The 25,327-nt window shown below is 72.3% G+C and carries 27 protein-coding genes and 1 tRNA gene; 22 read left to right on the top strand and 6 right to left on the bottom strand.

From position 1 onward, the window contains the following. The first annotated feature begins 113 nt into the window (after positions 1-113). From pnuC to ACFVTH_RS01630, 7 genes are all read left to right on the top strand, one after another. Positions 114-728, top strand: coding sequence for a nicotinamide riboside transporter PnuC (gene pnuC / locus ACFVTH_RS01660; protein ID WP_387086093.1), 615 nt, complete (start codon positions 114-116; stop codon positions 726-728). Continuing rightward, the gene (locus tag ACFVTH_RS01655) at positions 721-1,845 is read left to right on the top strand and encodes an AAA family ATPase (RefSeq protein WP_387086090.1); all 1,125 of its coding nucleotides are present in this window, start codon (positions 721-723) and stop codon (positions 1,843-1,845) included. Before pnuC ends, ACFVTH_RS01655 begins: the two co-directional genes overlap by 8 nt. After that, the gene (locus tag ACFVTH_RS01650; protein WP_387086087.1) at positions 1,842-2,138 is read left to right on the top strand and encodes an antibiotic biosynthesis monooxygenase family protein; all 297 of its coding nucleotides are present in this window, start codon (positions 1,842-1,844) and stop codon (positions 2,136-2,138) included. The genes ACFVTH_RS01655 and ACFVTH_RS01650 overlap by 4 nt, the downstream gene beginning before the upstream one ends. Before the next feature lie 158 nt (positions 2,139-2,296). After that, the gene (locus ACFVTH_RS01645; protein WP_387086084.1) at positions 2,297-2,626 is read left to right on the top strand and encodes a DMT family transporter; all 330 of its coding nucleotides are present in this window, start codon (positions 2,297-2,299) and stop codon (positions 2,624-2,626) included. Between the two features lie 92 nt (positions 2,627-2,718). Then, positions 2,719-3,150: a hypothetical protein gene (locus tag ACFVTH_RS01640; protein WP_387086081.1), complete on the top strand. Its 432-nt coding sequence runs from the start codon at positions 2,719-2,721 to the stop codon at positions 3,148-3,150. Next, on the top strand, positions 3,144-3,371 hold the full coding sequence (locus ACFVTH_RS01635) for a helix-turn-helix transcriptional regulator (RefSeq protein ID WP_387086078.1): 228 nt from the start codon (positions 3,144-3,146) through the stop codon (positions 3,369-3,371). Before ACFVTH_RS01640 ends, ACFVTH_RS01635 begins: the two co-directional genes overlap by 7 nt. Further along, positions 3,368-4,354, top strand: coding sequence for an NAD(P)-dependent alcohol dehydrogenase (locus ACFVTH_RS01630; protein ID WP_387086075.1), 987 nt, complete (start codon positions 3,368-3,370; stop codon positions 4,352-4,354). The genes ACFVTH_RS01635 and ACFVTH_RS01630 overlap by 4 nt, the downstream gene beginning before the upstream one ends. A gap of 50 nt (positions 4,355-4,404) precedes the next feature. Here the strand turns inward: ACFVTH_RS01630 and ACFVTH_RS01625 are convergent, their stop codons facing one another. Further along, positions 4,405-4,782, bottom strand: a complete 378-nt coding sequence (locus ACFVTH_RS01625; RefSeq protein ID WP_387086072.1) for a hypothetical protein — start codon at positions 4,780-4,782, stop codon at positions 4,405-4,407. 2 nt (positions 4,783-4,784) lie between these two features. Beyond that, positions 4,785-5,828 carry an NAD(P)-dependent alcohol dehydrogenase gene (locus ACFVTH_RS01620; protein ID WP_387086069.1) on the bottom strand — a complete coding sequence of 348 codons (1,044 nt, stop codon included), beginning with the start codon at positions 5,826-5,828 and terminating at the stop codon, positions 4,785-4,787. Between the two features lie 89 nt (positions 5,829-5,917). On the opposite strand from ACFVTH_RS01620, the gene ACFVTH_RS01615 reads away from it, so the two are divergent. After that, positions 5,918-6,568 carry a TetR/AcrR family transcriptional regulator gene (locus tag ACFVTH_RS01615; RefSeq protein WP_387086066.1) on the top strand — a complete coding sequence of 217 codons (651 nt, stop codon included), beginning with the start codon at positions 5,918-5,920 and terminating at the stop codon, positions 6,566-6,568. Between the two features lie 6 nt (positions 6,569-6,574). On the opposite strand, the gene ACFVTH_RS01610 is transcribed toward ACFVTH_RS01615, so the two are convergent. Further along, on the bottom strand, positions 6,575-8,140 hold the full coding sequence (locus tag ACFVTH_RS01610; protein ID WP_387086063.1) for a dolichyl-phosphate-mannose--protein mannosyltransferase: 1,566 nt from the start codon (positions 8,138-8,140) through the stop codon (positions 6,575-6,577). A 29-nt stretch (positions 8,141-8,169) separates the two neighbouring features. Between ACFVTH_RS01610 and rsmI the strand changes: the two genes are divergently transcribed. The 7 genes from rsmI to ACFVTH_RS01575 all read left to right on the top strand — a co-directional run bounded on the left by rsmI (position 8,170) and on the right by ACFVTH_RS01575 (position 15,339). After that, positions 8,170-9,000: a 16S rRNA (cytidine(1402)-2'-O)-methyltransferase gene (rsmI, locus tag ACFVTH_RS01605; RefSeq protein WP_387086060.1), complete on the top strand. Its 831-nt coding sequence runs from the start codon at positions 8,170-8,172 to the stop codon at positions 8,998-9,000. 123 nt (positions 9,001-9,123) lie between these two features. Then, positions 9,124-10,260, top strand: coding sequence for an NADP-dependent oxidoreductase (locus ACFVTH_RS01600; protein WP_387086056.1), 1,137 nt, complete (start codon positions 9,124-9,126; stop codon positions 10,258-10,260). A 41-nt stretch (positions 10,261-10,301) separates the two neighbouring features. Further along, on the top strand, positions 10,302-11,861 hold the full coding sequence (gene metG, locus ACFVTH_RS01595; RefSeq protein WP_387086053.1) for a methionine--tRNA ligase: 1,560 nt from the start codon (positions 10,302-10,304) through the stop codon (positions 11,859-11,861). 3 nt (positions 11,862-11,864) lie between these two features. Continuing rightward, positions 11,865-12,776 carry a TatD family hydrolase gene (locus tag ACFVTH_RS01590; protein ID WP_387086050.1) on the top strand — a complete coding sequence of 304 codons (912 nt, stop codon included), beginning with the start codon at positions 11,865-11,867 and terminating at the stop codon, positions 12,774-12,776. Continuing rightward, positions 12,773-13,657 carry a 16S rRNA (adenine(1518)-N(6)/adenine(1519)-N(6))-dimethyltransferase RsmA gene (gene rsmA, locus ACFVTH_RS01585; protein ID WP_387086046.1) on the top strand — a complete coding sequence of 295 codons (885 nt, stop codon included), beginning with the start codon at positions 12,773-12,775 and terminating at the stop codon, positions 13,655-13,657. Before ACFVTH_RS01590 ends, rsmA begins: the two co-directional genes overlap by 4 nt. 162 nt (positions 13,658-13,819) lie before the next feature. Next, on the top strand, positions 13,820-14,368 hold the full coding sequence (locus tag ACFVTH_RS01580) for a hypothetical protein (protein ID WP_387086043.1): 549 nt from the start codon (positions 13,820-13,822) through the stop codon (positions 14,366-14,368). A gap of 38 nt (positions 14,369-14,406) precedes the next feature. Continuing rightward, positions 14,407-15,339 (top strand): 4-(cytidine 5'-diphospho)-2-C-methyl-D-erythritol kinase, encoded by a 933-nt coding sequence (locus tag ACFVTH_RS01575; protein WP_387086040.1) that lies wholly within the window; start codon positions 14,407-14,409, stop codon positions 15,337-15,339. Positions 15,340-15,394: 55 nt separating this feature from the next. Here the strand turns inward: ACFVTH_RS01575 and ACFVTH_RS01570 are convergent, their stop codons facing one another. Beyond that, positions 15,395-16,069 carry a TetR/AcrR family transcriptional regulator gene (locus ACFVTH_RS01570; RefSeq protein WP_387086037.1) on the bottom strand — a complete coding sequence of 225 codons (675 nt, stop codon included), beginning with the start codon at positions 16,067-16,069 and terminating at the stop codon, positions 15,395-15,397. A gap of 68 nt (positions 16,070-16,137) precedes the next feature. On the opposite strand from ACFVTH_RS01570, the gene ACFVTH_RS01565 reads away from it, so the two are divergent. From ACFVTH_RS01565 to ACFVTH_RS01545, 5 genes are all read left to right on the top strand, one after another. Continuing rightward, positions 16,138-17,064, top strand: a complete 927-nt coding sequence (locus tag ACFVTH_RS01565; RefSeq protein WP_387086034.1) for an SDR family oxidoreductase — start codon at positions 16,138-16,140, stop codon at positions 17,062-17,064. Beyond that, on the top strand, positions 17,042-18,919 hold the full coding sequence (locus ACFVTH_RS01560) for an ABC-F family ATP-binding cassette domain-containing protein (protein ID WP_387086031.1): 1,878 nt from the start codon (positions 17,042-17,044) through the stop codon (positions 18,917-18,919). Before ACFVTH_RS01565 ends, ACFVTH_RS01560 begins: the two co-directional genes overlap by 23 nt. A 182-nt stretch (positions 18,920-19,101) precedes the next feature. Continuing rightward, the gene (locus ACFVTH_RS01555; RefSeq protein WP_387086028.1) at positions 19,102-20,004 is read left to right on the top strand and encodes a MetQ/NlpA family ABC transporter substrate-binding protein; all 903 of its coding nucleotides are present in this window, start codon (positions 19,102-19,104) and stop codon (positions 20,002-20,004) included. A 102-nt stretch (positions 20,005-20,106) separates the two neighbouring features. Then, a complete protein-coding gene (locus tag ACFVTH_RS01550) occupies positions 20,107-21,135 on the top strand; it encodes a methionine ABC transporter ATP-binding protein (protein WP_387086025.1) in 1,029 nt (342 codons plus the stop codon). Beyond that, positions 21,135-21,794, top strand: coding sequence for a methionine ABC transporter permease (locus ACFVTH_RS01545; RefSeq protein WP_387086021.1), 660 nt, complete (start codon positions 21,135-21,137; stop codon positions 21,792-21,794). Before ACFVTH_RS01550 ends, ACFVTH_RS01545 begins: the two co-directional genes overlap by 1 nt. 52 nt (positions 21,795-21,846) lie before the next feature. On the opposite strand, the gene aztD is transcribed toward ACFVTH_RS01545, so the two are convergent. Together aztD and ACFVTH_RS01535 are read right to left on the bottom strand one after the other, a co-directional pair. Continuing rightward, positions 21,847-23,085 (bottom strand): zinc metallochaperone AztD, encoded by a 1,239-nt coding sequence (gene aztD, locus ACFVTH_RS01540; RefSeq protein ID WP_387086018.1) that lies wholly within the window; start codon positions 23,083-23,085, stop codon positions 21,847-21,849. Between the two features lie 107 nt (positions 23,086-23,192). Continuing rightward, positions 23,193-23,696: a MarR family winged helix-turn-helix transcriptional regulator gene (locus tag ACFVTH_RS01535; RefSeq protein ID WP_386940115.1), complete on the bottom strand. Its 504-nt coding sequence runs from the start codon at positions 23,694-23,696 to the stop codon at positions 23,193-23,195. A gap of 73 nt (positions 23,697-23,769) precedes the next feature. Here ACFVTH_RS01535 and ACFVTH_RS01530 point away from each other — a divergent pair. Together ACFVTH_RS01530 and glmU are read left to right on the top strand one after the other, a co-directional pair. Then, positions 23,770-23,841: transfer RNA gene (locus ACFVTH_RS01530), tRNA-Gln, on the top strand. Positions 23,842-23,884: 43 nt separating this feature from the next. After that, positions 23,885-25,324, top strand: coding sequence for a bifunctional UDP-N-acetylglucosamine diphosphorylase/glucosamine-1-phosphate N-acetyltransferase GlmU (glmU, locus tag ACFVTH_RS01525; RefSeq protein ID WP_387086015.1), 1,440 nt, complete (start codon positions 23,885-23,887; stop codon positions 25,322-25,324). Positions 25,325-25,327: the final 3 nt, after the last annotated feature.

Raw genomic sequence — 25,327 nt, 5'->3', positions numbered from 1 at the left:
CCCGGATCGGTGAGGCTCGTAACGCAGGGCAACGCACGCGCGCCGGCGCACGGATCGCGGATGCTTCGCCGACGGGGTGCGCGCGCCGTCCGAGCGTTCTCTAGGCTCTTCTGGTGATCGAATGGCTCTCCGCCCACTGGACCGAGGTGCTCGGGTTCGCGACGGGTGCGCTCTGCGTCGTGCTCGCAGGCCTCCGCAACGTCTGGTCGTACCCGATCGGCATCGCGAACAACCTCGTGTTCATCGGGCTCTTCGCGTCGACGGGCCTCTACGCCGCTGCCGGGCTGCAGCTCGTGTTCCTCGCCTTCGGCGTGCACGGCTGGGTGCACTGGGTGCGCGGGGTCGAACGCGACCACGGCTACATCTCGCGAACGCCGGCCCGGCACTGGCCGTGGCTCGCCGCGGCGGCCGTCGCCGGCACCGCCGCGATCTGGTGGGTGCTCTCCTCCTTCACCGACTCGCAGTTCGCGCTCGCCGACGCCGCGACGACGTCGGCGAGCCTCGTCGCGCAGTACCTGCTGAACCGCAAGCGCATCGAGAACTGGTTGGTGTGGATCGCGGTCGACGTCGCCTTCGCGGCACTCGCCGTCGCCGCGGGGCTCTGGATCACCGCCGTGCTCTACCTCCTCTTCATCGGCATCTGCGCGGCGAGCTGGCGGGCGTGGCGCCGCGTCGAGCGGGAGGCCGCGGCCGCGGCGCCGGCGCAGCCGGAGCCCGCGCATGTCTGAGCGCGAGGTCCGCTACGCGCACGGCCTCGTGATCGGCAAGTTCTATCCGCTGCACGCGGGGCACTCGAACCTCATCACGAGCGCGCTGCGCGCCTGCGACCGCGTCACCGTGGAGGTGCTGGGGTCGAGCGTCGAGACGATCCCGCTCGCCGCGCGCGCCGCATGGGTGCGCGAGGAGCACCCGACGGCGAGAGTGGTCTCGGCCGTCGACGACACCCCGGTCGATTTCGAGTCGGATGCCTCGTGGGAGGCGCACACCGCGCTCATCGCCTCGCTCGCGGCCGGCCCCGTCGACGCCGTCTTCACGAGCGACCCGTACGGTGCGGAGCTCGCCGGCCGACTCGGCGCCGAATGGGTGCAGGTCGACCCCGGCCGGGTGCTGAACCCCGTGTCGGGCACGGCGGTGCGTGCCGACCCGTGGGGACACTGGCACGAGCTCGCCCCGTCGGCCCGTGCGCACCTCGCAGCCCGCATCGTCGTCGTCGGAGCCGAGTCCACCGGCACGACGACGCTCTCGGCGGCGCTCGCCGAGGCGCTCGGCACCGACTGGGTGCCCGAGTACGGGCGCGAGTACTCCGAGACCCGCGAGGGCGGGCTGGCCGCCCCGTGGCGCAGCGACGAGTTCGACCTCGTCGTCGATCGCCAGCTCGCCCTCGAACAGACGGCGCTGCGGCGTGTGCCGGTGCCGGTGCTCGTGTGCGACACGGACGTGCTCGCGACGACCGTCTGGCACGAGCGGTACGTCGGCCACGAGGCGGCGCGGCTCGTCGCCCGTGCGGCCGCGCACCGGCCTGCGCTGTACGTGCTGACGGGCGACGAGATCCCGTTCGTGCAGGACGGGATGCGCGACGGCGAGCATCTGCGGCACGACATGCATGGTCGGTTCCGCGAGGTGCTCGCCGGGACCGGGGTGCCGTGGATCGAGGTGCACGGCGAGGTCGAGGATCGCGTGGCCCGCGCGCTGCCCGCGATCCAGTCGGCGCTGCGCGAGCATCTCGCGTTCGCGGCACCGCTCGAGGGGCGCCCCGCGGCCGAGCAGCAGGCACGGGTCGCCGCGGCTCGGGCCGCCGTGGCGGCCGGCGGGTCCCGGCCGTCGCGCGCTACGGTGGCCCGATGATCCTCGAACATGCGCTCCTGCCCGTCGTCCCCGGCCGAGAGGCCGAGTTCGAGTCGGCGTTCGCGGAGGCGAAGCAGATCATCTCCTCGATGCCGGGCTTCATCGACCTGACGCTCTCGCGCTCGATCGAGACGACGAACGAGTACCTGCTGCTCGTGCACTGGGAGAGCGTCGAGGCGCACGAGCACGGGTTCCGCGGCTCGCCCGAGTACGAGCGGTGGCGGTCGCTGCTGCACGGCTTCTACGAGCCGTTCCCGGTCGTCGAGCACTTCGCGCTCGTGCACGAGGCCTGACGACGCCCGAGGCGGCTGCTGCGCGGTGGCGCGGGGCCGGGTTTGCACAGGGCTTGATCAGCCCCGCTTGCTAGCCTGTTCACAGGTCGCGAGATGCGGCCACCGGACGAGGGCACCCAGTACCCGGACATGACGACTGGCTCAAGGAGTGAACAGTCATGGCGTGGGTCATCCTCATCGCGTCCGGTGTGCTCGAGGCCGTCTGGGCCACCGCCCTCGGCAAGTCCGAGGGCTTCACGAAGCTCTGGCCGTCGGTCGTCTTCGGCGTCGCGATCGTGCTCTCGATGGGCGGGCTCGCGTGGGCGATGCGCGACATCTCGATCGGCACCGCGTACGCGGTCTGGGTCGGCATCGGCGCGGCGCTCACGGTCATCTGGTCGATGATCACGGGCGACTCGGATGTCTCGTGGGTGAAGATCGCCTTGCTCATGGGGCTCGTCGGCTGCGTCGTCGGCCTGAAGTTCGTCGACGGCGGTGCCGGGCACTAGGCGCTCAGCGTGTAAAGAATGCTTGACATCGTGTCTGTTTCGCTTGACACTGGATGTCAAGCATTCTTGACATCGAGCGAGGGGGTCCGGCCATGTCGTACGAGGAGAAGGGCACCTGGCAGTACCTGGTGATCGCCGTCGTCGGCTACGCCGTGTACCTGTCGCTGGTCGTGCCCCAGTTCGCCGGCGGTGCCGCCGTGGGCGAGGTCGACTACGTGCCGGCCATGCTCTGGACGATCGGCGGGGCGATCCTCGCCGCCATCGTGCTGCGCATCGTCGTCGAGGTCGTCGTGCCGAGCGACAGCACCAGGGGTGACGTGCGCGACCGCGACATCGACCGCTTCGGCGATCGCATCGGCAACTGGTTGGTGGTGGCCGGCGCGCTCGGCGCCCTCGTGCTCGCGATGCTCGAGACCGAGTGGTTCTGGATCGCGAACGTCGTCTACCTGTGCTTCGTGCTGTCGGCGATCGTATCGAGCGTCGCCAGGCTCATCGCCTACCGCAGGGGGGTGCCCGCATGGTGAAGCCGACGCGGGTCACGAACGAGGTGCGTGCGCTCCGATTCCGGCAGGGCGAGATGACCCAGGCCGAGCTCGCTCGACGACTGGGCGTGACCCGTCAGACCGTCATCGCCATCGAGCAGGGGCGCTACTCGCCGTCGCTCGAGATGGCCTTCCAGATCGCCCGGGTCTTCGGCGTGGGCCTCGACGAGGTGTTCGGCTACCCCGAGGAGGCGGAGCGATGAGGGCGGCGGTCGTCGAGCGGTACGGCGGGCCCGAGGTCGTGGCCCTCCGCGAGGTGCGCGATCCCGAGATCCACGACGACGAGCTGCTCGTGCGGGTCGAGGCGACGACGATCGGACCGACCGACGCTGCGGCGCGCAGCGGTCGCCCGGCCTTCGCGCGGCTCTACTTCGGGCTGATGCGCCCGCGCCACGCGGTCCTCGGCTTCGAGTTCGCCGGCGTGGTCGAGCGCGTCGGGTCCTCCGTTCGGCGGTTCGCGCCGGGCGACCGCGTGCACGGCGCCCTCGGGCCCCAGCCCGGAGCGCATGCCGAGTTCGTGCGCATCGCCGAGGGCGGGCTCGTCGCGCACGTTCCCGCCGGGTGGGATCCGGTCGATGCCGTCGCGATCGTCGACGGGTTCCTCACGGCGATCCCGTTCCTGCGCGACGGCGGCCGCGTGCGTCGGGGCGACCGCGTGCTCGTGAACGGGGCCTCGGGCGCCGTCGGCTCCGCGGCGGTGCAGTTCGCGAAGCATCTCGGTGCCGAGGTCGTCGGCGTCTGCGGGCCGGCGCACCTCGATCTCGTGCGCTCGCTCGGGGCCGACCGGGTCGTCGACTACACACGTGAGGACATCGTGACGACGGGGGAGCGCTACGACGTGGTGTTCGATGCCGTCGGCACGCGCTCGTTCCGCGAATGCCGCCGCGTGCTCACCGCCGACGGCATCTACCTCTCGACGGTCCCGTCGCTGCCGGTGCTCCTGCGCACACGACGGGCGAGGTCGACCGACTCGGGGCAACGGGCGGCGAACCTGTTCACGGGGCTCCACCCGCTCGCCGAGAAGGCGGCCGACCTCGCGCTCGTCGGTGAGCTGGCCGCCGCGGAGGCGATCAGGCCGGTCGTCGACCGGGTGCTCGCGCTCGATGACGTGGTCGAGGCGCATCGCATCGTCGACGGCGGCCACAAGGGCGGCAACCTCGTCATTGCGATCCCGGCCGTGGAGTGACCCGAGGCGACCTGGTGGCGCTGCGCCTGCGGCACTCGGGTGCCGCCGGATCACCGCTCCGCTTCGGGCTGCCAGGCGAGCGCCACCCAGATGACGAGCGCGTTGAAGCAGAAGCTCACGATGATGAGCACGTTGTCGTAGAGGCCCTTGTAGGGCAGGCCCGACAGGTTGAACACCACGAGCGCGGCCGACACGATCACGGTGATCCACTTGAGCGGCGTCGCGGGCACCATGAGCGAGACCGTGATCATGACGATCGGCACGAGCATGATGAGCGCCGCCAGCAGCCACATCCAGCTCGCGGCCGCCTTGTCGGCGATCTTGCCCGGCTCGGCATCGCCCGAGAAGATGCGCAGCACGTCGCCGAGCAAGTAGACGAGCATGAGCGAGATCCAGCCGCCGGCGAGGATGACGCGGGTCGGGTCCATGCTCAGGCGGCCTTCTCGGCCGAGCCGGCGCCCGCGCCCGCGCCCTCCTGCGGATGCAGCACGAGGTTGCCGACCTTACGAGCCGAGTCGACGCGCGCGTGCGCTTCGGCGAGGCGGTCGAGCGGCATCGTCTCGTCGATGACGACGCGGAGGGTGCCCGAGGCGACGAGGCCGAGCAGCGTCGCGATGTCGTCGGCTCGTTCGGTCGCGGTGCCCGTCTTCACGGCGCCGTGGGCGGTGATGATCTCGCCGAGGCTCGCGACGGCCAGCAGCAGCCGCCCGCCCTCGGCGAGGAGCGGTCGCCCGGTCGCCGGGCTGAGCGCGCCGACCGTGTCGAACACGACGTCGAAGCGCTCGCCGCGTGACGCGAGCGACTCGAGCGGGGTCGCCCGGTAGTCGACGACCGAGTCGGCCCCGAGCGCCGTGACGAGCTCGGCGTTGCGCGCACTCGTGACCGCGGTCACCCGTGCGCCGAAGTGCTTCGCGAGCTGCACGGCGCTCGTGCCGACCGCACCCGAGGCGCCGACGACGAGCACATGCTCGCCGGGCTTCACTGCGGCCTTGTCGCGGAGGAAGAACAGCGCGGTCGTGCCGCCGAAGATCACCCCGGCCGCGTCGTCGAACGACACCCCGTCGGGGATGCGCGCGAGCCGTGAGGTCGCGACCCCGACGAGCTCGGCGTGCGACCCCATGCGTGCGCCGGTCATGCCGCAGACGCGGTCGCCGACGGCGAATCCGGATGCCACGGCGCCGGTGCCGCCCGCGTGCGGGGCGCCGCCCGCGGCATCCGAACCGAACGCCTCGACGACGCCCGCGAAGACCACGCCGAGCACTCGCGCCCGGGGGCCCTTCACCCCGAGGGCGAGCTTGCCCGGCAGTGCGAAGCCGCGCGGGAAGCGGGCGCCGCGGATGCGCGCGTCGCCCGAGTTGACGGTCGCCGCCACGACCCGGACGAGCGCTTCGCCGCGGCCCGCGACCGGGTCGGGAACCGCTTCGATCCGCACGACCGACGGCGGCCCGTATCGTTCGACCACTCCTGCGCGCATGCTGCTCCCTTACACGTGTAAGTCTCTGTGCGGATCACGATAGCCTTACAGTCGTAAGGACGCAAGCATCGGCCGAGGACGGAGTCGGAATGGCCCAGCGCACCCCGCTCAGCCGCGAGCGCATCATCGCCGCAGCCATCCAGGTCGCCGACGACGGCGGCCTCGCCGCCGTCAGCATGCGCAGCGTCGCCAAGGCGCTCGGCGCCGAGGCGATGTCGCTCTACCATCACGTCTCCGGCAAGGAGGAGCTGCTCGATCTCCTCGCCGACGCGGCGTTCGACGAGATCCCGCTGCTCGAGGTCGGCACGCCGTGGCGCACCGCGATGACCTCGCGCGCCGACACCATGCGCGCCGTGCTCAAGCAGCACTCCTGGGCGCTCGGCCTCCTCGAGTCGCGCTCGAATCCCGGACCGGCCGTCATGCGGCACCACGACCGCGTGCTCGGCGTGCTGCGGCACGACGGCTTCGACCTCGCGCTCGCCGCCCATGCCTTCTCGGCGCTCGACGCGTACATCTACGGCTTCGTGCTCACCGAGCTCAACCTGCCGTTCACGCCCGACGTGGGCGCCGAGGCCTTCGCCGAAGGTCTCGAGCTGCCCGTCGAGGAGTACCCCCACCTCGCCGAGATGCTCGAGCAGATGGTGCTCGGGCACGACTACGACTACGGCGACGAGTTCGGCTACGGGCTCGACCTCGTGCTCGACCAGCTCGAGCTGCGGCTCGTCGCGCAACGGGCGTGAATCCGATCAGCCCCAGCTCGGCAGCCAGAAGTGCAGCTGCCGCAGGGTCGGCGTGATCGGCATCCCCGTCCAGATGGGCAGGTAGAACGCCGAGACGAGCAGGACGACGCCGAGGAACACCGCGACGACCGCGAGCCCCCGCGTGCGCTTCCAGCGCTCGTCCGCGGGCCGGCCCGCGATCATGCCGAGCACGAACACGAGGGCGAGCACGAGGTACGGCTCGAAGGCGATCGAGTAGAACTGGAACACCGTGCGGCCGAGGTAGCCGAGCCACGGGAGGTAGCCGGCGGCGAGGCCCACGAGGATCAGGCCCGCCTGCCATTCGCGATACTGCGCGAGCCGGTAGACGAGATAGAGGGATGCCGCGGCGGCGGCCCACCAGATGATCGGATTGCCCACGCCGATGATCGACGAGACGAGCCCGTTCGCGTCGTCGTCGGAGTAGTACATGTTCGTGGGCCGGATCATGAGGAGCCAGGTCAGCGGGTTCGACTGCCACGGATGCTCGCTGTGCACGCCGACGTGGTAGTCGTACGCCGACACGTGGTAGTGCCAGAGGCTCTGCAGCGAGCTCGGCACCCACGCGAACAGGCCGGTCGCCGCGTTGCCGGCCTCCTCCGCCCAATGGCGGTAGTAGCCGCCGTCGGTCGTGAGCCAGCCGGTCCACGAGGCGAGGTAGACGACCGCGGCCACGGGCACCAGGAGCACGAACGTCACCGGCCCCTGCTTCAGCAGCCCGCCGGTGAGCCAGAAGGGCACGCGCGCCCGTCGTCTCGCGACGATGTCGACCACGACGAGGTAGATGCCGAACGCCGCGAGGAACCAGAGCCCCGACCACTTCACGGCGGCCGCCGCGCCGAAGGCCGCGCCTGCAGCGACCACCCAGGGGCGGCCCCACAGCGCCGGGCCGTAGTGCGGGTCGCGGCCCGACGCCCAGGCCTCGGCGAGCCGGGCGTCGAGCGCGCGCTCGGCATGTGCGCGATCGAGCAGCACGAACCCGAAGCCGAGCAGCGCGAAGAGCATGACCCAGTTGTCGAGGAGCGCGACCCGGGACATCACGATCGCGTTGCCGTCGACCGCGAAGAGGAGTCCCGCGGTGACCGCGAGGGCGGTCGAGGCGAAGAGGCGCCGGCCGATGAGCGTGATCAGGAAGACGGCGATCGTGCCGGCGAGCGCCGTCGTCGCGCGCCACCAGAACGCGTCGCCTGCGCCGAAGGCGGCCATGCCGAGCCCGATCATCCACTTGCCGAGCGGCGGGTGCACGACGTACGAGGGATCGTCGAGGTAGAGGTTCGCGTCGCCCGCCGCGAAGTCGGCGTCGGCGCCCTCGGGCCATCGCGACTCGTAGCCGTTGTGGAGGAGGGTCCACGCGTCCTTCACGTAGTACGTCTCGTCGAAGACGATCTGCTGCGGATGCCCGAGGTTCCAGAAGCGCAGCGCGGCCGCGATGAGGGTGACGAGGATCGGGCCGCCCCAGTACCAGAGCCGGCGGCGGGCCGGCGTCGACATCTGCCGCGACCACCAGTCGTCGAGCCGGGAACCCGTGGGCTCCACCGACGCGTCGACACTCATGCGCCCAACACTAGGACAGACTTGAGGGCATGATCATCCTCGCGGCGACGCCCATCGGCAATCTCGGGGACGCCTCGACGAGGCTGAGGGAGGCGCTCGAGGCCGCGACGGTGATCGCCTCGGAGGACACCCGCGTGACGCAGCGGCTCATCGCCGCGCTCGGCATCGCGAACCGCCCCCGCCTCATCGCGCTGCACGAGCACAACGAGCGGCAGAAGGCCGATGAGCTCGTCGAGCTCGCTCGCGAGCACGACCTGCTCGTGCTGAGCGATGCCGGCATGCCGACGGTGTCCGACCCCGGCTTCCCGCTCGTCGCCGCCGCGGCCGCCGCGGGAGTCCTCGTCACGGTGATCCCCGGGCCCTCGGCGGTGGTGACCGCGCTCGCGGTCTCCGGCCTGCCGACCGACCGCTTCGCGTTCGAGGGGTTCCTGCCGCGCAAGGCCGGCGAGCGTTCCCGGCGGCTCGCCGAGCTCGCCGGCGACCGGCGGACGCTCGTCTTCTTCGAAGGCCCCTCGCGGCTCGCCTCGAGCCTCGAGGCGCTCGCCGAGGCGTTCGGCGCGGAGCGGCCGGCCGCAGTGTGCCGCGAGCTCACGAAGCTCCACGAGGAGGTGCGTCGCGGCGGCCTCGGCGAGCTCGCCGAGTGGGCCGCTGCGGGGGTGCGCGGCGAGATCGTGATCGTGGTCGGCGGCGCGGGCGAGACCGCGGTCGATCCCGAGGGCGCGCTCGAGCGGGTGCTCGGGCTCGCCGCTTCAGGAACCCGCCTGAAGGACGCGGCCGCGCTCGTCGCCGCCGAGACGGGCCTCGGCAAGCGCGACCTCTACGAGGCCGCGCTCGCGCACCGCCAGCGGCCCGTCGAGTAGTCCCGACGGCCGCGCGGCCGCGGGCGAAGCATCCTGCGACAGACGGGACGGTCGGCGCAACCCCTGTCGGCCACCCCCCGAACGGGGGAGAATGGGTGCATCGCCCGACATGGGAGGTGCGAGATGGATGCCACGCACGGAACGCACGGGGGCGGCGCCCACGCCGTCCGATTCGCCGAGTACGGCGGGCCCGAGGTGCTGCGGGTCGACGAGGTGCCGGTGCCCGAGCCCGGGCCCGGCGAGGTCCTCGTCGAGGTCTTCGCCGCCGGCCTCAACCCCGCCGACAGCGCCGCGAGGCGGGGGGAGCACCCCGATCGATGGCCCGTCGAGCTGCCGGCCGGCCAGGGCAGCGACCTCGCCGGCGTCGTGATCGCGGCCGGACCGGGCGTCGCCCGCTTCGCTCGCGGCGACGAGGTCATGGGCTTCGTCGCGCGCGGTGCGCAGGCGAGCCATGTGGTCGTGCCCGAGCGGCAGTTGCTGCCGAAGCCCCCGGGGCTCTCCTGGGAGGTCGCCGGCTCACTCCACTTCGCCGGCACCACGGCGTGGAACGCCGTCGAGGGGCTCGCACTGGGGCCGAGCGACACGATCGTCGTCACGGCCGCAGCGGGCGGCGTCGGCTGCCTCGCCGCCCAGTTCGCGAGGATCCGCGGCGCGACGGTCATCGGCACGACCGCCGAGGAGCGGTTCGACTTCCTGCGCCAGTTCGGGGTGATCCCGACGGCGTACGGTCCGGGCCTCGCCGAGCGCGTCACCGCGATCGTCGAGGCGACCGACCACGCCCGCCCCGTGACCGCGTTCCTCGACTTCCTCGGCGGCGAGACCGCGGCCGCGCTCGCGCTCGGCGTGCCGCGCTCGCGCATCCTCACCGTGCTCGACCAGGCGGCGGTCGAGGCGAGCGACGCCGTCGCGCTCGGCGCCGGCGACGTCGTCGCCCTCGGGCGCGTGGCCGCGCTCGTCTCGGCGCGCCGCGTCCGGCTCCCCATCGCCGACGTGTTCCCGCTCGGCGAGGTCGCCGAGGCGTACCGGTCGCTCGACCGGCGCGACGCCCCGGGCAAGATCGTGCTCGGCTTCCGCGTGGTGGAGTACCCGGGGCAGCGGGTGCGCGAGCCCGCGATCAAGGAGCAGGACGTGACGCTCGGAGTGCCGACCCCGCACGAGCACCTCGAGGTGTCCGAGGCAGTGCCGCCCGCGATCGGCGACGGCAGCGTGCGCCGGCGGCGCCGCGAGCGCCGTGCCGAGGAGGAGGCGCAGCGCGGGTAACAGGGACGCGAGGCCATCCGCTCGCCCATAAGATTGAGCGCATGGCCGAAGCCTCCTCGTTCTACATCACCACGCCCATTTTCTACGTCAACGACGTGCCTCACATCGGGCACGCCTACACCGAGGTCGCCGCCGACGTGCTCGCACGCTGGCACCGGCAGGCCGGTGACGACACGTGGATGCTCACGGGTACGGACGAGCACGGCCAGAAGATCCTCCGCACCGCGACGGCGAACGGCGTCACCCCGCAGGAATGGGCCGACAAGCTCGTCGCCGACGCCTGGATCCCGCTGCTCGAGACCGTCGACATCGCCAACGACGACTTCATCCGCACGACCGACGCGCGTCACGAGGCGAACGTGCAGAAGTTCCTGCAGAAGCTCTACGACGACGGACACATCTACACGGGCGAGTACGAGGGCTACTACTGCGTCGGCTGCGAGGAGTACAAGCAGGAGTCCGACCTCGTGCCGGGCACCGGCGAGTACGAGGGCCAGCTCGTCTGCGCGATCCACTCGAAGCCCGTCGAACTGCTGCACGAGAAGAACTACTTCTTCCGCACCTCGGCGTTCGCCGAGCGCCTGCTCGCGCTCTACGAGGAGCGCCCCGACTTCGTGCAGCCCGAGTCGGCGCGCAACGAGGTGCTCGGCTGGGTGCGCTCGGGCCTCACCGACCTCTCGATCTCGCGCTCGACGTTCGACTGGGGCGTCAAGGTGCCGTGGGACGAGACCCACGTCGTCTACGTCTGGTTCGACGCGCTGCTCAACTACATCACCGCGGTCGGCTACGGCCAGGACGACGAGGAGTTCGCGCGCCGATGGCCCGCGCAGCACATCGTCGGCAAGGACATCCTCCGCTTCCACGCGGTGATCTGGCCCGCCATGCTGATGGCCGCGGGCCTCGAGGTGCCGAGGGGCGTGTTCGGCCACGGCTGGCTGCTCGTCGGCGGCGAGAAGATGTCGAAGTCGAAGCTCACCGGCATCGCGCCCGAGCAGATCACCTCGACGTTCGGCTCCGACGCGTTCCGCTACTACTTCATGCGCGCGATCGCGTTCGGCCAGGACGGCTCGTTCTCCTGGGAGGACCTGGCGGCCCGCTACCAGGCCGAGCTCGCGAACGGCTTCGGCAACCTCGCCTCGCGCGTCATCGCGATGATCACCCGCTACTGCGACGGCGTCGTGCCGACCGCGGGCGCGCTCGAGCCCGCCGACATCGAGATCGCGTCGGTCGAGCGTCGCGCGACCGAGGCCTCGTGGCAGGCCGTCGACCGCATCGCGATCCACGAGGCGATCGCCGCCGCATGGGAGCTGGTCGACGCGCTCAACGGCTACCTCACGGCGGAAGAGCCGTGGGCCCTCGCGAAGGACCCGGCCAACCGCGAGCGGCTCGAGACGGTGCTCGCGACCGCCTACCGCGGCCTCGGCACCCTCGCCGTGCTGCTGTCGCCCGTGACGCCCGTCGCCGCGGCGAAGCTCTGGACGGCGCTCGGCGCCCCCGGCTCCGTGCAGGACGCCCGTATCGATCGCGCGAACGAGGCCGAGCTCGGCGAGCGCGTCGCGCCGCTCGAGGCGCTCTTCCCCCGCGTCGAGGTCGCGGAGTAGCAGGTGGCGTCGTCGACGAGCACCGGGCAGGGCTACCCGGCGCTGCCCGAACCGCTGCCGATCCCGGTCTACGACAACCACACGCATCTCGAGCCCTCCGACGAGGCGCCTCCCGGGCGCCCCGACACGCTGCTCGACGTGCACGAGCACCTCGAGCGGGCGGCGGCGGTCGGCGTCGCGGGCGCCGTGCAGGTCGGTACCGACGTCGCCACCAGCCGGTGGTCGGCCGAGGTCGCCGCGCGCGAGCCGCGGCTGCTCGCCGCGGTCGCGCTGCATCCCAACGAGGCGCCCGAGCTCGAGGCATCCGGCTCGCTCGACGCGGCGATCGCCGTGATCGACGAGCTCGCCGCGCAGCCGCGGGTGCGCGCCGTCGGCGAGACGGGACTCGACTTCTTCCGCACGGGTGCCGAGGGGCGGCCCGCGCAGTTCCGCGCCTTCGAGGCCCACATCGACATCGCGAAGCGGCGCGGCGTCGCGATGCAGATCCACGACCGCGACGCCCACGACGACGTCGTCGCGACGCTGCGCCGGGTCGGCGCTCCCGAGCGCACCGTGTTCCACTGCTTCTCGGGCGGCGAGGAGCTCGCGCGCATCGCGGCCGACGAGGGCTGGTACTGCTCGTTCGCCGGCAATGTGACGTTCAAGAACGCCGAGAACCTGCGCGAGGCCCTGCGGGTGCTGCCTCGCGAGCGCATCCTCGTCGAGACCGACGCGCCCTACCTCACCCCGGTGCCGCTGCGCGGTCGGCCGAACGCGCCGTACCTCGTGCCGCACACGGTGCGGTTCATGGCCGAGACCCTGGGCGCGCCGCTCGACGAGTTCTGCGCCGAGCTCGCGTCGAACACGCTCGCCGTGTACGGCTCGTGGGAGGATGACCCCGTGCAGGGGGCGACGACGAGGGGCGAGGGGGCGTGAACGCGCACCGCCACGAGGCCGAGAGCGACGGCCCCGCCGCGCAGCCGCGCCTGCTCGGTCCGGCCGAGATCCGCGACCTCGCCGAGCTGCTCGGGGTGACCCCGACGAAGAAGCTCGGCCAGAACTTCGTGCACGACGGCAACACGGTGCGCCGCATCGTGCAGACCGCGGGCGTCGAGCGCGGCGAGACCGTGCTCGAGATCGGGCCCGGGCTCGGCTCGCTGACGCTCGGCCTGCTCGAGGCCGGCGCCGAGGTGATCGCCGTCGAGATCGACAAGCGGCTCGCCGCGCAGCTGCCGCACACCGCCGGCATCATGCAGCCGGGCACGTCGCTGACCGTCGTCACGGAGGACGCGATGCGGGTGACGGAGCTGCCCGGCGCGCCGGTGCGGCTCGTCGCCAACCTGCCGTACAACATCTCGGTGCCGGTGCTGCTGCACCTGCTCGAGCACTTCGACTCGCTGCGGTCGGGCATCGTCATGGTGCAGGCCGAGGTCGGCTACCGCCTCGCGGCCGAGCCGGGTTCGAAGGTGTACGGCGCGCCGAGCGTGAAGGCCGCCTGGTACGGGCGCTGGCGCACCGCGGGCCAGGTGTCGCGCATGGTGTTCTGGCCCGTGCCGAACGTCGACTCGGTGCTCGTCGGCTTCGAGCGCTCGGAGGCGCCCGGCTCCGAGGCCGAGCGCGTCGCGACCTTCGCGCTCGTCGACGCGGCGTTCCAGCAGCGCCGCAAGATGCTCCGCCAGTCGCTCTCGGGCGTGCTCGGCGGCAGCTCGGCCGAGGCCGCTGCCGTGCTCGAGTCGGCGGGCGTCGACCCGCAGGCGCGCGGCGAGCAGCTCGTGGCCGACGACTTCCTGCGCATCGCCAGGGCGGCGCGGAAGTAGCCCGCAGGCGAAGCCCGCACCCTGCACGGGGTGGCGAGTCGCAGGACGATCCGGCGCCGATGCGGGAATCCGCCGGCGTGCCGAGGGAATCCTCCTTCGACTCGCCGCGCGCGCCCGGGAATCGTTCGTCTCCGCGCCGTCGGGGCGGGGTAGCGTGGCCCCATGGCGAGTGAGACCGTGGGATCGAACACCGACGGGGTCGGCGACGACGCCGTCGCGGCGGCGACGGGGCAGCCCCGCGAGGCGTGGTTCGCCCGCCTCGACGAGGCAGGGGCGGCGGCCGACGGCTGGACGCACAAGGCGGTCGCGACGTGGCTCTTCGCCGAGCACGGCGTCGACCCGTGGTGGGCGCAGAACGTGACCGTCGCGTACGAGCAGGCGCGCGGCATCCGCAGGCCGGGGCAGCGGCAGGACGGCAGCTTCGAGGCGAGCGTGACCCGATCCGTCGACCTCGAGAAGACGGCGGCGCTGCGCGCGCTCGCCGCGGTCGTCGAGGCGGCGCTCGGCACGCCGCCCCTCGCACTCAACCTCACTGCGAAGCATCCGACCGCGAGGTTCCCGCTCGCCGGGGGCGAGTTCGTGCTCGCCTCCTCGAGCGAGCGGCCCGGCGGGCGGGCATCGATCGGGCTGACCTGGGGGCGCATGCCCGACGGCGAGCGCCTCGCCGAGGTGAAGGCCCGCATGCGCGAGTGGCTCGCCGAGCTCGGATGAATCGCAGGGGCGACCGAGGCGTCGGGTAGCGTGGTGGCATGACGATCGCCTGGGCCGACGAGGCAGTGCACGTTCGGGCGCCCGGCAAGATCAACCTCTTCATGCGAGTCGGCGCGGTGCAGCCCGACGGCTACCACGACGTCGCGACCGCGTACCAGGCGGTGTCGCTCTACGAGGACGTGCGCGCCTGGCCCGACGACGAGTTCAGCGTCTCGTTCGGCGGCAGCGTCGACGTCTCGGGCCTGCCGGTCGACGGCTCGAACCTCGCCATCAAGGCGGCGAAGCTGCTCGCCCGCACCGCGGGGGTCCCCGGCGGCGTGCGCCTCGAGATCGAGAAGCACGTGCCCATCGCGGGCGGCATGGGCGGCGGCTCGGCGGATGCCGCGGCGACCCTCGTGGCGTGCGACGCGCTCTGGGGCACCGGCCTCTCGAAGGAGGAGCTGCACGCGCTCGCCGCGAAGCTCGGCGCCGACGTGCCCTTCGCGCTCAGCGGCGGCACCGCGATCGGCACCGGCCGGGGCGATCGGCTGAGCCCCGCGCTCGCGACGGGGTCGTTCCACTGGGTGCTGGCGGTCGCCGAGTTCGGGCTGTCGACGCCCGGGGTGTACCGCGAGCTCGACCGTCGCCGTCAGGAGCACCCCGAGCTCGATCCGGGCACCGACGCGACCGTCGTCGACGCCGAGGTCCTCCAGGCGCTCCGCGCGGGCGACGCGCGGATGCTCGCGGGCGCCCTGCACAACGACCTCCAGGCGGCGGCGCTCGGGCTCGCGCCCGGACTCGGCGGCATCCTCGAGCTCGGCGAGGCGAACGGGGCCCTCGCCGGCCTCGTGTCCGGCTCGGGTCCGACGGTCGCGTTCCTCGTCGACGATGCCGACTCGGCGATCGAGCTGCAGGTGGCGTTGTCGGCCGCCCGCCTCAACGCCCTGCACGTGCACGGCGCGGTGCACGGCGCGCGCGTCCTGCGCGGCTGAGCCTCAGCGGGGCTGCGGCGGCGCGGCCGTCGCTCGCGCCGCCGGCGATCATCGCTCAGCCGTGGCGGAACCCCTCCCCGGCGCGCGCGAGCGCGTCCCGCATCGCGGCGCGGGCGTCGTCGCGGGCGTCGGTGCCGACGGCCGTCGTCGCGCCGCCCGTGAGCGCGTCGACGGCGCTCGCGCTGACCGCGCCGAGGCAGGCGCCGAGGTGCGCCGCGTCGATCGCGCTGGCACCGTATCGCCCGCGGACCGCGTCGAGGATGCGGGCCTGCGTCGTGTGCAGGCGCACGGCGAGCGACGGGGGGATCCCGCCGGCCCGCCGGGCGAGCTCCGCCCTGAGCGGGGCGAGCGCATCGGTGCCCGGCGTGCCGAGCGTCTCGACGAGCACGCCGACGGCCTGCTGCACGGCCGCCCACGCGTCGTCGTCGTCGGGAAGGGCTCGGACGGCGTCGGCGGCGAGTTCGAAGGCGTGCTCGAGGTGGTGGAAGAGCACGTCCTCCTTCGATGCGAAGTGCAGGAAGAAGGTGCGGGGGGCGACGTCGGCAGCGGCGGCGATCTCGGCGATCGTGGTCTCGGCGAACCCGCGGGCGACGAACAGCCGGGTGGCCGCGGCGACGATCGCGTCACGGGTCGTCCGTCGCTTCCGCTCCCGCCGCCCGGGCTCGCGCGAGGCCGTCTCGTTCGCCGCGGACTGCGCTGCAGCTCGGTCGTCCGCTCCTCGAGTGGTCATCCTTCGAGTGTAGAGGAACCCTGCAATTATGCATGGATGCAGAAGTGCATTAATGCAATACTGACTCGATGCGATCGACAACTCATTCCGACCGGGTCTACGTGGTGACCGGTGCCGACAGCGGCATCGGCGCCCGAGTCGCCGAGTTGCTCACCGAGCGCGGCGCGCGCGTCATCCGATGCGGGCTCGGCGACGAGGCCGAGGTGCACGCCGATCTCGCGCGGCCCGACGGGCGCGCCCTGCTCGTCGACGCGGTGCGGGCGCTCGCTCCCGACGGGGTCGACGGGCTCGCGCTCGTCGCCGGCGTCGGCGTCCCGTCGGCGCTCTCGGTGCGGGTGAACTACTTCGGCACGATCGCCGTGCTCGAGGGGCTCCGTCCGCTGCTGGCGGCCTCGGCCGCACCGCGCGTCGTCGCGGTGTCCTCGGCATCGGCGCTCTCGGCCGGCGACGATGCGCTCGTCGAGACGCTGCTCCGCGGTGACGAGCCGGGCGCGATCGGGGTCGCCGACCGTCTCGTCGCGGCCGGGCGGGGCGGTGCGATCTACCGGTCGACGAAGATCGCGCTCAATCGCTGGGTGCGTCGGCACGCGGGCGACGACGAATGGGCGGGGCGGGGCATCCTGCTGAACGCGGTCGCGCCGGGCATCGTCGCGACCGAGACGGCGATGTCGACCGTGCTCGCGAGCGAGGAGCAGGCGAAGGTGGTCGCCACGGCGCTGCCGCAGCCGCTCGGGATGCCGGGCCCCGTCGAACCGGTCGCCGAGCAGATCGCGTGGCTGCTCACGCCGGCGAGCGCGTTCACGACCGGGCAGATCCTCTTCGTCGACGGCGGGGCCGACGCCGTGCTCCGCGGCGAGCGGCCCTACGCCGACGGCGTGCGGTACGGGCCGCTCGCGGTCGCACGGATGCTGTTCTGGTCGGCCGTCGCCCGGATGAAGGGCCGGCCGCGGCGGCGACTAGGCTCGACAGGACATGGCACATCTCCTCGGCGCTGAGCGCCTGCATCTCGAGTTCCCGACGCGCACCGTCTTCGACGAGGTGACCCTCGGCATCGACGAGGGCGATCGCGTCGGCGTCGTCGGCCGCAACGGCGACGGCAAGTCGACGCTCATGAAGCTCCTCGCCGGCCGCCTCGAGCCCGACGGCGGGCGGGTCACCCAGCGCCGCGGCATCCGCATCGGCATGCTCGACCAGGCCGATGTCGTCGACCCCGGCGTGACGGTCGCCGAGGCCGTCGTCGGCGGCATCGACGAGCACGTCTGGGCGGGCGACGCGAAGGTGCGCGACGTCATCGGCGGGCTGCTCGCGGATGTCCCGTGGCATGCGCAGGTCGGCAGTCTCTCGGGCGGGCAGCGCAGGCGGGTCGGGCTCGCGGCGCTGCTCATCGGCGACTGGGACGTGCTCTTCCTCGACGAGCCGACGAACCACCTCGACGTCGAGGGCATCGCCTGGCTCGCCGGGCATCTGAAGGGGCGCTGGGCGCAGGGCCAGGGTGCGCTCGTCGTCGTGACCCACGACCGGTGGTTCCTCGACGAGGTGTGCACCGCGACCTGGGAGGTGCACGACGGCATCGTCGAGCCATTCGAGGGCGGCTACGCGGCGTACGTGCTGCAGCGCGTCGAGCGCGACCGCATGGCCGCCGCCAGCGAGGCGAAGCGCCAGAACCTCATGCGCAAGGAGCTCGCCTGGCTGCGCCGCGGCGCTCCCGCGCGCACCTCGAAGCCCAAGTTCCGCATCGAGGCGGCGAACCAGCTCATCGAGGACGAGCCTCCCGTGCGCAACACGGTCGAGCTCTCGCAGCTCGCGGTGTCGCGACTCGGCAAGGACGTCGTCGACCTCCTCGATGTGAGCGTCGTGTACCCGTCGGCCGAATCGGCGACGGGAACGAAGACGGTGCTGCACGAGCTCGAGTGGCGCATCGCGCCGGGGGAGCGCACCGGCATCCTCGGGGTGAACGGTGCGGGCAAGTCGACCCTGCTGGGCCTCGTCACGGGCGCCGTCGAGCCGACGACGGGCCGGGTGAAGCGCGGCAAGACGGTCCGCATCGCGACCCTCAGCCAGGAGCTCGCGGAACTCGCCGAATGGGCCGACGAACGGGTCTCGGCCGTCGTCGCCGAGCAGCGGGCGAGCTACACCGTCGGCGCGGGGTCGAAGGCGGTCGAGCTCACGCCCGGGCAGCTGCTCGAGCGGCTCGGCTTCACGAGCGCGCAGCTCTCGACCCCGGTGAAGAACCTCTCCGGCGGCCAGAAGCGCCGGCTGCAGCTCCTGCTCATCCTGCTGCAGGAGCCGAACGTGCTCATCCTCGACGAGCCGACGAACGACCTCGACACCGACATGCTCGCCGCGATCGAGGACCTCCTCGACTCGTGGCCGGGCACGCTTCTCGTCGTCTCGCACGACCGCTACCTCATCGAACGGGTCACCGACCGCCAGCTCGCGATCATCGACGGCCACCTGCGCGACCTGCCCCGCGGCATCGAGCAGTACCTCGAGCTGCGTACAGGGGCGGATGCCGCGAGGCAGGCCGCTGCCGCGAGCGCGGGCGGCTCGTCGCAGGGGCCGACGGCGCCGGCCTCGACCACTGCGGCGGGGCGCGCCGAGAGCGTGGCCGACACGCCCGCGCTCTCGGGCGCCGAGCGCCGCAACGCCGAGAAGGAGCTCGCCTCGATCGACCGCAGGCTCGAGAAGCTGCAGGCCGAGATCGCCGTGCACCACGAGAAGCTCGCGCGCCACGACCAGTCCGACTACGTGGGGCTCGGCGTGCTCGGCGACGAGCTGCGTGCGCTCGAGGCATCCGTCGCCGACCTCGAGACCCGCTGGCTCGAAGTATCTGAGAATCTCGAAGGGTGACGTCGCAGAAGCTGTGACCGATTGTGACCACGTGGTCAAAAGGACGAAGAACCTTCGCCTAGCGTAGAGATGCGCCCGCGATCGCGGCATCGAAGCCCCCACCGAAATCAACGGTGGCGGAGCCATGCCTGCTCCACGCCCATCCGCACCCAGACCGCGGCGCCCGAAGCGAAAGGGAACCCATGTCACACCGCACCACGAAGCTCATCGCCGCACTCGCGGCGGCGCCCCTCCTGTTCGGGCTCGCGGCCTGCGCCACGCCGGCAGCCGGCGGCGAGGGTGACTCGGCGAGCGAGGTCGTGAAGATCGGCGTCGTCGGCAAGGGCGACCCGCAGTGGGCCGCGTTCGAGGAGGCGGCGGCCGACGAGGGCATCACCATCGAGATCGTCGACTTCGGCGACTACGCCCAGCCGAACCCCGCGACCACCGAGGGCGAGCTCGACCTCAACCAGTTCCAGCACATCGTCTACCTCGCCGACTACAACGTGTCGGCCGGTGAGGACCTCACCCCGATCGGCTCGACCGCGATCTACCCGCTCGGCCTCTACTCGACGAAGTACGAGTCGGCCGACGACATCAAGGACGGCGAGACCGTCGCGGTGCCGAACGACCCGTCGAACCAGGCGCGCGCGCTGCTCGTGCTGCAGTCGGCCGGCCTCATCGAACTGAAGAGCGGCGGCACGATCTTCTCCGACCTCGCGGACGTCGACGAGAGCGCCTCGCGCGTCAAGGTGACCGCCCTCGAGGCCTCGCTCACGCCGACCTCGCTGCCCGACGTGGCCGCCGCGGTCATCAACAACGACTTCGTCGCCGACGCCGGCCTCACCTTCGAGGACGCCATCGCGCAGGACGACCCGACCGACCCCAACGCGCTGCCCTACGTCAACATCTTCGCCACCCGCGCCGAAGACCAGGACAATGCGACCTACAAGAAGCTCGTCGAGATCTTCCAGACCGACCCCGAGGTGCAGGCCGGCCTCGTCGAGGCCTCGGGCGGCACGGGCGTGCCGGTCGTGACGCCCGTCGCCGACCTCGCCGAGTCGCTCGCCAAGGTCGAGGCCGACACCAAGGCCGCCAAGGGCTGATCGCCCGTTCCACCCGTTCCGCCGCGCGGGCGGTGGCGACCCACCCGGTCCCACCGCCCGATGCGCGTTTCCACAGGGCCACGAGTCCGGAGGAGAGGCATCATGGCGCTCGTCGCGCTGAAGAACGTCACGAAGACGTACCCGTCGCCCGAGAAGGGCGGCCGCGAGGTCGTCGCGGTCGACGGCGTCACGCTCGACATCGAGCCGGGCGACGTCTACGGCATCATCGGCTACTCGGGCGCCGGCAAGTCGACGCTCGTGCGGCTCGTCAACGCGCTCGAGCCCGCCAGCTCGGGGTCGATCGAGTTCGACGGCCGCGAGCTCACCGGGCTGCCCGAGCGCGAGCTCCGCAAGATCAGGCTCGGCATCGGCATGATCTTCCAGCAGTTCAACCTCTTCACCTCCAAGACGGTGGCCGGCAACATCGCGTATCCGCTGAAGGTCGCGGGCTGGTCGAAGTCCGAGATCGCACCGCGCGTCGCCGAGCTGCTCGAGTTCGTCGGGCTCTCGGACAAGGCGAAGTCGTACCCCGAGCAGCTCTCGGGCGGGCAGAAGCAGCGCGTCGGCATCGCGAGGGCGCTCGCGACCTCGCCGCGGCTCCTCCTCGCCGACGAGGCGACGAGCGCGCTCGACCCCGAGACGACGCAGGAGGTGCTCGAGCTCCTCAAGCGGGTCAACCGCGAGTTCGGCGTGACGATCGTCGTCATCACGCACGAGATGGACGTCATCCAGTCGATCGCGACGAAGGTCGCCGTCATGGACGGGGGCCGGGTGATCGAGGACGGCGACGTGTTCGATGTCTTCTCCACCCCGCAGAACTCCTCGTCGCAGCGCTTCGTCGCGACGGTCGTGAAGGGCGTGCCCTCGCCCGCCGAGCTCGCCGTGCTGCGCGAGCGCCACGAGGGGCGCATCGTCACGATCTCCTTCCGCGACGGCGACGCCTCGCAGGCGCAGGTCTTCCTCGAGCTCGCGCAGGCCGGCCTCGACTTCGAGCTCGTCTACGGCGGCATCAACGACATCCAGGGCCGTGCGTTCGGCCACCTGACGCTCGCGATCAGGGGTGAGGATGCCGCGACCGACGCCGCGCTCGCCTCGATCGCCGCGCGCGTGGAAGTGACGGAGGCCGCCTGATGGATCGCCTGTTCGAACTGGGCTCCGAGTTCTGGGTCGCCGCCTACGAGACCCTCTACATGGTCGCGGCCACCCTGCTCATCGGCGGTGCGATCGGCCTCGTGCTCGGCGTGGTGCTCTACAGCACGCGCCCCGGCAGCCTGCTGCCCAACCGCGCGGTGTTCACCGTGCTCAACGTCGTCATCAACTTCTTCCGCCCGATCCCGTTCATCATCTTCCTCGCCGCGGTGCAGCCGCTCGCCCGCTACGTGATCGGCGTCGGCATCGGCAACGACGCGTTGATCTTCTCGCTGTCGATCGCCGCGTCGTTCGCGATCTCGCGCATCGTCGAGCAGAACCTCATCACGGTCTCGCCCGGCGCGGTCGAAGCCGCTCGCGCGATGGGCGCCGGCCCCGTCCGCATCCTCCGCACGGTCGTGATCCCCGAGGCCCTCGGCCCGCTCATCCTCGGCTACACCTTCATCGTCGTCGCGATCGTCGACATGACGGCGATGGCCGGCTTCATCGGCGGCGGCGGGCTCGGCAACTTCGCGCTCGTCTACGGCTACCGGCAGTTCGAGCCGGCGATCACCTGGGCGGCGCTGCTCCTCATCGTCATCTTCGTCCAGGCGCTGCAGTTCCTCGGAAACTGGCTGGCACGCAAGGTGCTGCGGCGGTGACGCCGATCGGGGCGGGTGCGCGATGCGCACCCGCCCCGAGGCATCCGCGCCGCTACCCGCCGACGGTGGCCAGCTCGCTCGGCACGTGGTCGAGCACGACGGAGGCCATGATCTCGCCCGACTCGAGGTCGAGCGCCCGCACGCTCGAGTCGGACGGGTCCGTGACGTACGCCACGTGACCCCGCACCTCGAGCGCGGGGCGCGGCTGCTGCCAGTCGAGCGGCTCGCTCCATTCGTCGATCACGGGGATGCGAGCCGTGACCGCGCCGCTCACGGGGTCGATGACGTGGACGGCGCCGTCGGTGCCGAGCACGAGCGCCTCGCCGTGCGGGCCCCGCGCCAGTGAGCGGAAGGTGTAGCTGGTGCCGAGCTCGACGAGGCGGATCGTCGACTGTTCGGTGTCGACGAGGCTCACCCGCGTGGGCCGCTCGAGCTCGGCGTCGCGGTCGACCTTGTAGTCGCCGAGCACGATCGGCGACTCGGGGGAGCCGGCCTGGTTCCCGATGCGGCCGTAGGCATCCGGAGCCGCGAGCTTCGTGAACGCGCCGTCGTAGACGAGCGCGCCGTCCTCGCAGCCGAGCACGACCACGTCGCCCGCGGCGACCGTCTCGCCGTGCACGCCGGGGCAGTCCTCGCTGCGGGCGACCTCGGCGCGGTCGCGGTCGAGCACGATCGCACCCGAGCGGGACTCGTCGTCGCCGAGCGTGGTCAGCAGTGCGCCGTCGTCGAGGGCGACCGCCACGCCGTGGTGCGCCTCCGCGCTCGCGTAGCGCTCGACGTCGGGCTCCTCGTCGCCGAGGTCGTCGGCCTCGACGAGCTGCACCTCGCCGGTGCCGTCGGCGAACAGCGCCGTGATGCCGTGGTGCGTCGTGACGTGCCCGGGGTGCTCCGCCGCGAACACCACCTCGGTGAGCCGGGGCGCTTCGCCGTAGTAGTGGGCGTGGTCGCCGTGCGCCTCGGTCGTGACGCCGGTGTCGACCACGCGGAAGCCGTCGTCGGCCGACACGACGACGTGGCGGCCGTCGCCCGCGGGGTTCACCCGGAGGAAGCCGTCGAGGGGGAGCTCGGCCGCGGTCTCGAGGGTGTCGCCCTCGAGCACGGCGAGGCCGCCGTCGTACGCGACGACGAGGCGCGGCGCGCCGAGCTCGACCTCGGGCGGGCTCGACTCGGCGGCGGCGTCGCCCGAGCCGGCGGCGCCGGGGGAGGCGCACCCGGCGAGGGCGACGACGGCGAGGAGCGGCGCGGCGACGGCCGCGAATCGGAACGGGTTGGGACTGCTGCGTGTGGTCATGGCGGTCACGCTATCGTTAATGAAAATCATTATCAACAACGGAGGTCGAGGGGGGGTGTCGAGCGCCCCCCGCCGTCGGGCGGCGGTGGCCCGACGGTCGACGGCGGCTACGAGCCGAGCGTGTCGAAGCCGAGGCTCAGCTTGCGGAGGAGGCCCGCGAGCCGCTTCTGCTCGGCCGCGGGCAGTCGCGCGAGCAGCTCGGCCTCGGCGTCGACGAGCCGAGTGATCGCCGCGTCGACGCGGGTGAGACCCGCGGGGCTCATCTCGACGAGGATGCCGCGACCGTCGTTCGGATCGGTCTGGCGCGTGACGAGCCCGCGCTCGACGAGTCGGTCGATGCGGTTGGTCATCGTGCCGCTCGACACGAGGGTCTGCTGCAGCAGGGCCTTGGGGGAGAGGCGGTACGGCGTGCCGGCGCGACGCAGTGCCGAGAGCACGTCGAACTCGCTCGCCTCGAGCTCGGATCGGGCGAACGCCTGCCGCCGCGCGCGGTCGAGGTGCTTCGCGAGCCGGGCGACGCGCGACAGCACCTGCAACGGGGAGAAGTCGAGGTCGGGGCGCTCGCGCTCCCAGTCGTCGACGATCCGGTCGACCTCGTCGGCATCGCTCATCCCGCCATTATCGCGCGCGGTTTGCGGCATGGCAGACTTGAGGGCGCGTGCGCCGGGAAGCCGCCGCGCGCGTTCCGCCATGGTGTAACGGCAGCACGACAGCCTTTGGAGCTGTGAGGCCCAGGTTCGAATCCTGGTGGCGGAGCCCCGACATCCATGGCCCTCCCGCCGCAACCACAGGAAGCCGCATGACCGACCAGAATCTCGCGATCATCGTCCTCGCCGCAGGCCAGGGCACCCGCATGAAGTCCTCGTTGCCGAAGATGCTCCACCCGCTCGCGGGGGCGCCGATCGTCGGCCACGTGCTCGCGACGGCGCGCGCCCTCGACGCCGCGCACGTGCTCGCCGTGGTGCGCCACGAGCGCGAGCGCGTCGCCGCGGCGATCGAGGCCGACTTCCCGGGCACCGTGCTCGTCGACCAGGACGAGATCGACGGCACCGGTCGCGCGGTCGAGCTCGCGATCGCGGCCCTCCCCGAGGGCTTCGACGGCGACGTCCTCGTCCTCAACGGCGACGTGCCGCTGCTCGACGCCGACACGCTCACCGAGTTCCTCGGACGGCACCGCGGCACCGGCTCGGCGGCCTCCGTGCTCTCGGCCGTGTACGACGACCCGAGCGGCTACGGCCGCATCGTACGCAGCGAGGCGGGCGCCTTCGACCGCATCGTCGAGCAGAAGGACGCCACCGCCGAGGAGCGGGCCATCGCCGAGATCAACGCCGGCATCTACGCCTTCGGCGCCGCCGCGCTCCGCGACCAGCTCGCGAACCTGACGACCGAGAACGCCCAGGGCGAGAAGTACCTGACCGACGTGATCGGCCTCCTCCGCGCGGCGGGCTCCGAGGTCGAGGCCGTGCCCGTGGCCGAGCCCTGGCTGGTGGCCGGGGTCAACGACCGCGCCCAGCTCTCCGAGGCGGCGGCCCGGCTCAACGCCCTCATCGTCCGCGGCTGGCAGCTCGCCGGCGTCACGATCGAAGACCCCGCGACGACCTGGATCGACCTCGCCGTGAAGATCGAGCCCGACGTGACGATCCGCCCCGGCACCCAGCTGAAGGGGGCGACCGTGATCGCGACCGGCGCGGTCGTCGGCCCCGACACCACGCTCGTCGACTGCGAGGTCGGCGAGAACGCCGAGGTGCGGCGCACCGACGGCACGCTCGCCGTCATCGGCGCGGGCGCGACGGTCGGGCCGTTCTCGTTCCTCCGGCCCGGCACGGTGCTCGGCGCCGACGGCAAGATCGGCGCCTTCGTCGAGACGAAGAACTCGCAGATCGGCACGGGCAGCAAGGTGCCGCACCTCTCGTACGTCGGCGACACGACGATCGGTCGCGGCGTCAACCTCGGCGCGGGCACGATCACGGCGAACTACGACGACATCAACAAGCACCGCACCGAGATCGGCGACGAGGTGCACACGAGCTCGCACACGGTGCTCGTGGCGCCGGTTAGGCTAGGTGCCGGAGCGAAGACCGGCGCCGGCGCGATCGTCCGCAAGGACGTCCCCGCCGGGGCACTGGCCCTGAGCGTCGCCCCCCAGCGCAACATCGAGGGGTGGGTCGAGGCGAACCGGCCCGGGACGGAGGCGGCCCGTGTCGCCGCCGAGGCGCGTTCCGCCGAACGAGGCGAGTGAGCA

The organism is Agromyces sp. NPDC058104, from assembly GCF_042884835.1.
Taxonomy (GTDB): domain Bacteria; phylum Actinomycetota; class Actinomycetes; order Actinomycetales; family Microbacteriaceae; genus Agromyces.
Note: the sequence above shows the minus strand (reverse complement) of the source record. Positions and strands in the feature narration are given on the sequence as shown.

Coding starts and splice junctions, on each gene's coding strand:
- ACFVTH_RS01645 (WP_387086084.1), top strand. CDS start 2,297: ATGGCGTGGGTCATCCTCATCGCGTCCGGTGTGCTCGAGGCCGTCTGG.
- ACFVTH_RS01545 (WP_387086021.1), top strand. CDS start 21,135: ATGGATCGCCTGTTCGAACTGGGCTCCGAGTTCTGGGTCGCCGCCTAC.
- ACFVTH_RS01620 (WP_387086069.1), bottom strand. CDS start 5,828: ATGCGCGCAGGAGTGGTCGAACGATACGGGCCGCCGTCGGTCGTGCGG.
- ACFVTH_RS01650 (WP_387086087.1), top strand. CDS start 1,842: ATGATCCTCGAACATGCGCTCCTGCCCGTCGTCCCCGGCCGAGAGGCC.
- ACFVTH_RS01555 (WP_387086028.1), top strand. CDS start 19,102: ATGTCACACCGCACCACGAAGCTCATCGCCGCACTCGCGGCGGCGCCC.
- ACFVTH_RS01630 (WP_387086075.1), top strand. CDS start 3,368: ATGAGGGCGGCGGTCGTCGAGCGGTACGGCGGGCCCGAGGTCGTGGCC.
- ACFVTH_RS01600 (WP_387086056.1), top strand. CDS start 9,124: ATGGATGCCACGCACGGAACGCACGGGGGCGGCGCCCACGCCGTCCGA.
- ACFVTH_RS01560 (WP_387086031.1), top strand. CDS start 17,042: ATGGCACATCTCCTCGGCGCTGAGCGCCTGCATCTCGAGTTCCCGACG.
- aztD (WP_387086018.1), bottom strand. CDS start 23,085: ATGACCACACGCAGCAGTCCCAACCCGTTCCGATTCGCGGCCGTCGCC.
- ACFVTH_RS01580 (WP_387086043.1), top strand. CDS start 13,820: ATGGCGAGTGAGACCGTGGGATCGAACACCGACGGGGTCGGCGACGAC.
- metG (WP_387086053.1), top strand. CDS start 10,302: ATGGCCGAAGCCTCCTCGTTCTACATCACCACGCCCATTTTCTACGTC.
- glmU (WP_387086015.1), top strand. CDS start 23,885: ATGACCGACCAGAATCTCGCGATCATCGTCCTCGCCGCAGGCCAGGGC.
- ACFVTH_RS01575 (WP_387086040.1), top strand. CDS start 14,407: ATGACGATCGCCTGGGCCGACGAGGCAGTGCACGTTCGGGCGCCCGGC.
- ACFVTH_RS01625 (WP_387086072.1), bottom strand. CDS start 4,782: ATGGACCCGACCCGCGTCATCCTCGCCGGCGGCTGGATCTCGCTCATG.
- rsmI (WP_387086060.1), top strand. CDS start 8,170: ATGATCATCCTCGCGGCGACGCCCATCGGCAATCTCGGGGACGCCTCG.
- ACFVTH_RS01640 (WP_387086081.1), top strand. CDS start 2,719: ATGTCGTACGAGGAGAAGGGCACCTGGCAGTACCTGGTGATCGCCGTC.
- ACFVTH_RS01570 (WP_387086037.1), bottom strand. CDS start 16,069: ATGACCACTCGAGGAGCGGACGACCGAGCTGCAGCGCAGTCCGCGGCG.
- ACFVTH_RS01550 (WP_387086025.1), top strand. CDS start 20,107: ATGGCGCTCGTCGCGCTGAAGAACGTCACGAAGACGTACCCGTCGCCC.
- ACFVTH_RS01565 (WP_387086034.1), top strand. CDS start 16,138: ATGCGATCGACAACTCATTCCGACCGGGTCTACGTGGTGACCGGTGCC.
- ACFVTH_RS01635 (WP_387086078.1), top strand. CDS start 3,144: ATGGTGAAGCCGACGCGGGTCACGAACGAGGTGCGTGCGCTCCGATTC.
- ACFVTH_RS01535 (WP_386940115.1), bottom strand. CDS start 23,696: ATGAGCGATGCCGACGAGGTCGACCGGATCGTCGACGACTGGGAGCGC.
- ACFVTH_RS01655 (WP_387086090.1), top strand. CDS start 721: ATGTCTGAGCGCGAGGTCCGCTACGCGCACGGCCTCGTGATCGGCAAG.
- ACFVTH_RS01610 (WP_387086063.1), bottom strand. CDS start 8,140: ATGAGTGTCGACGCGTCGGTGGAGCCCACGGGTTCCCGGCTCGACGAC.
- ACFVTH_RS01615 (WP_387086066.1), top strand. CDS start 5,918: ATGGCCCAGCGCACCCCGCTCAGCCGCGAGCGCATCATCGCCGCAGCC.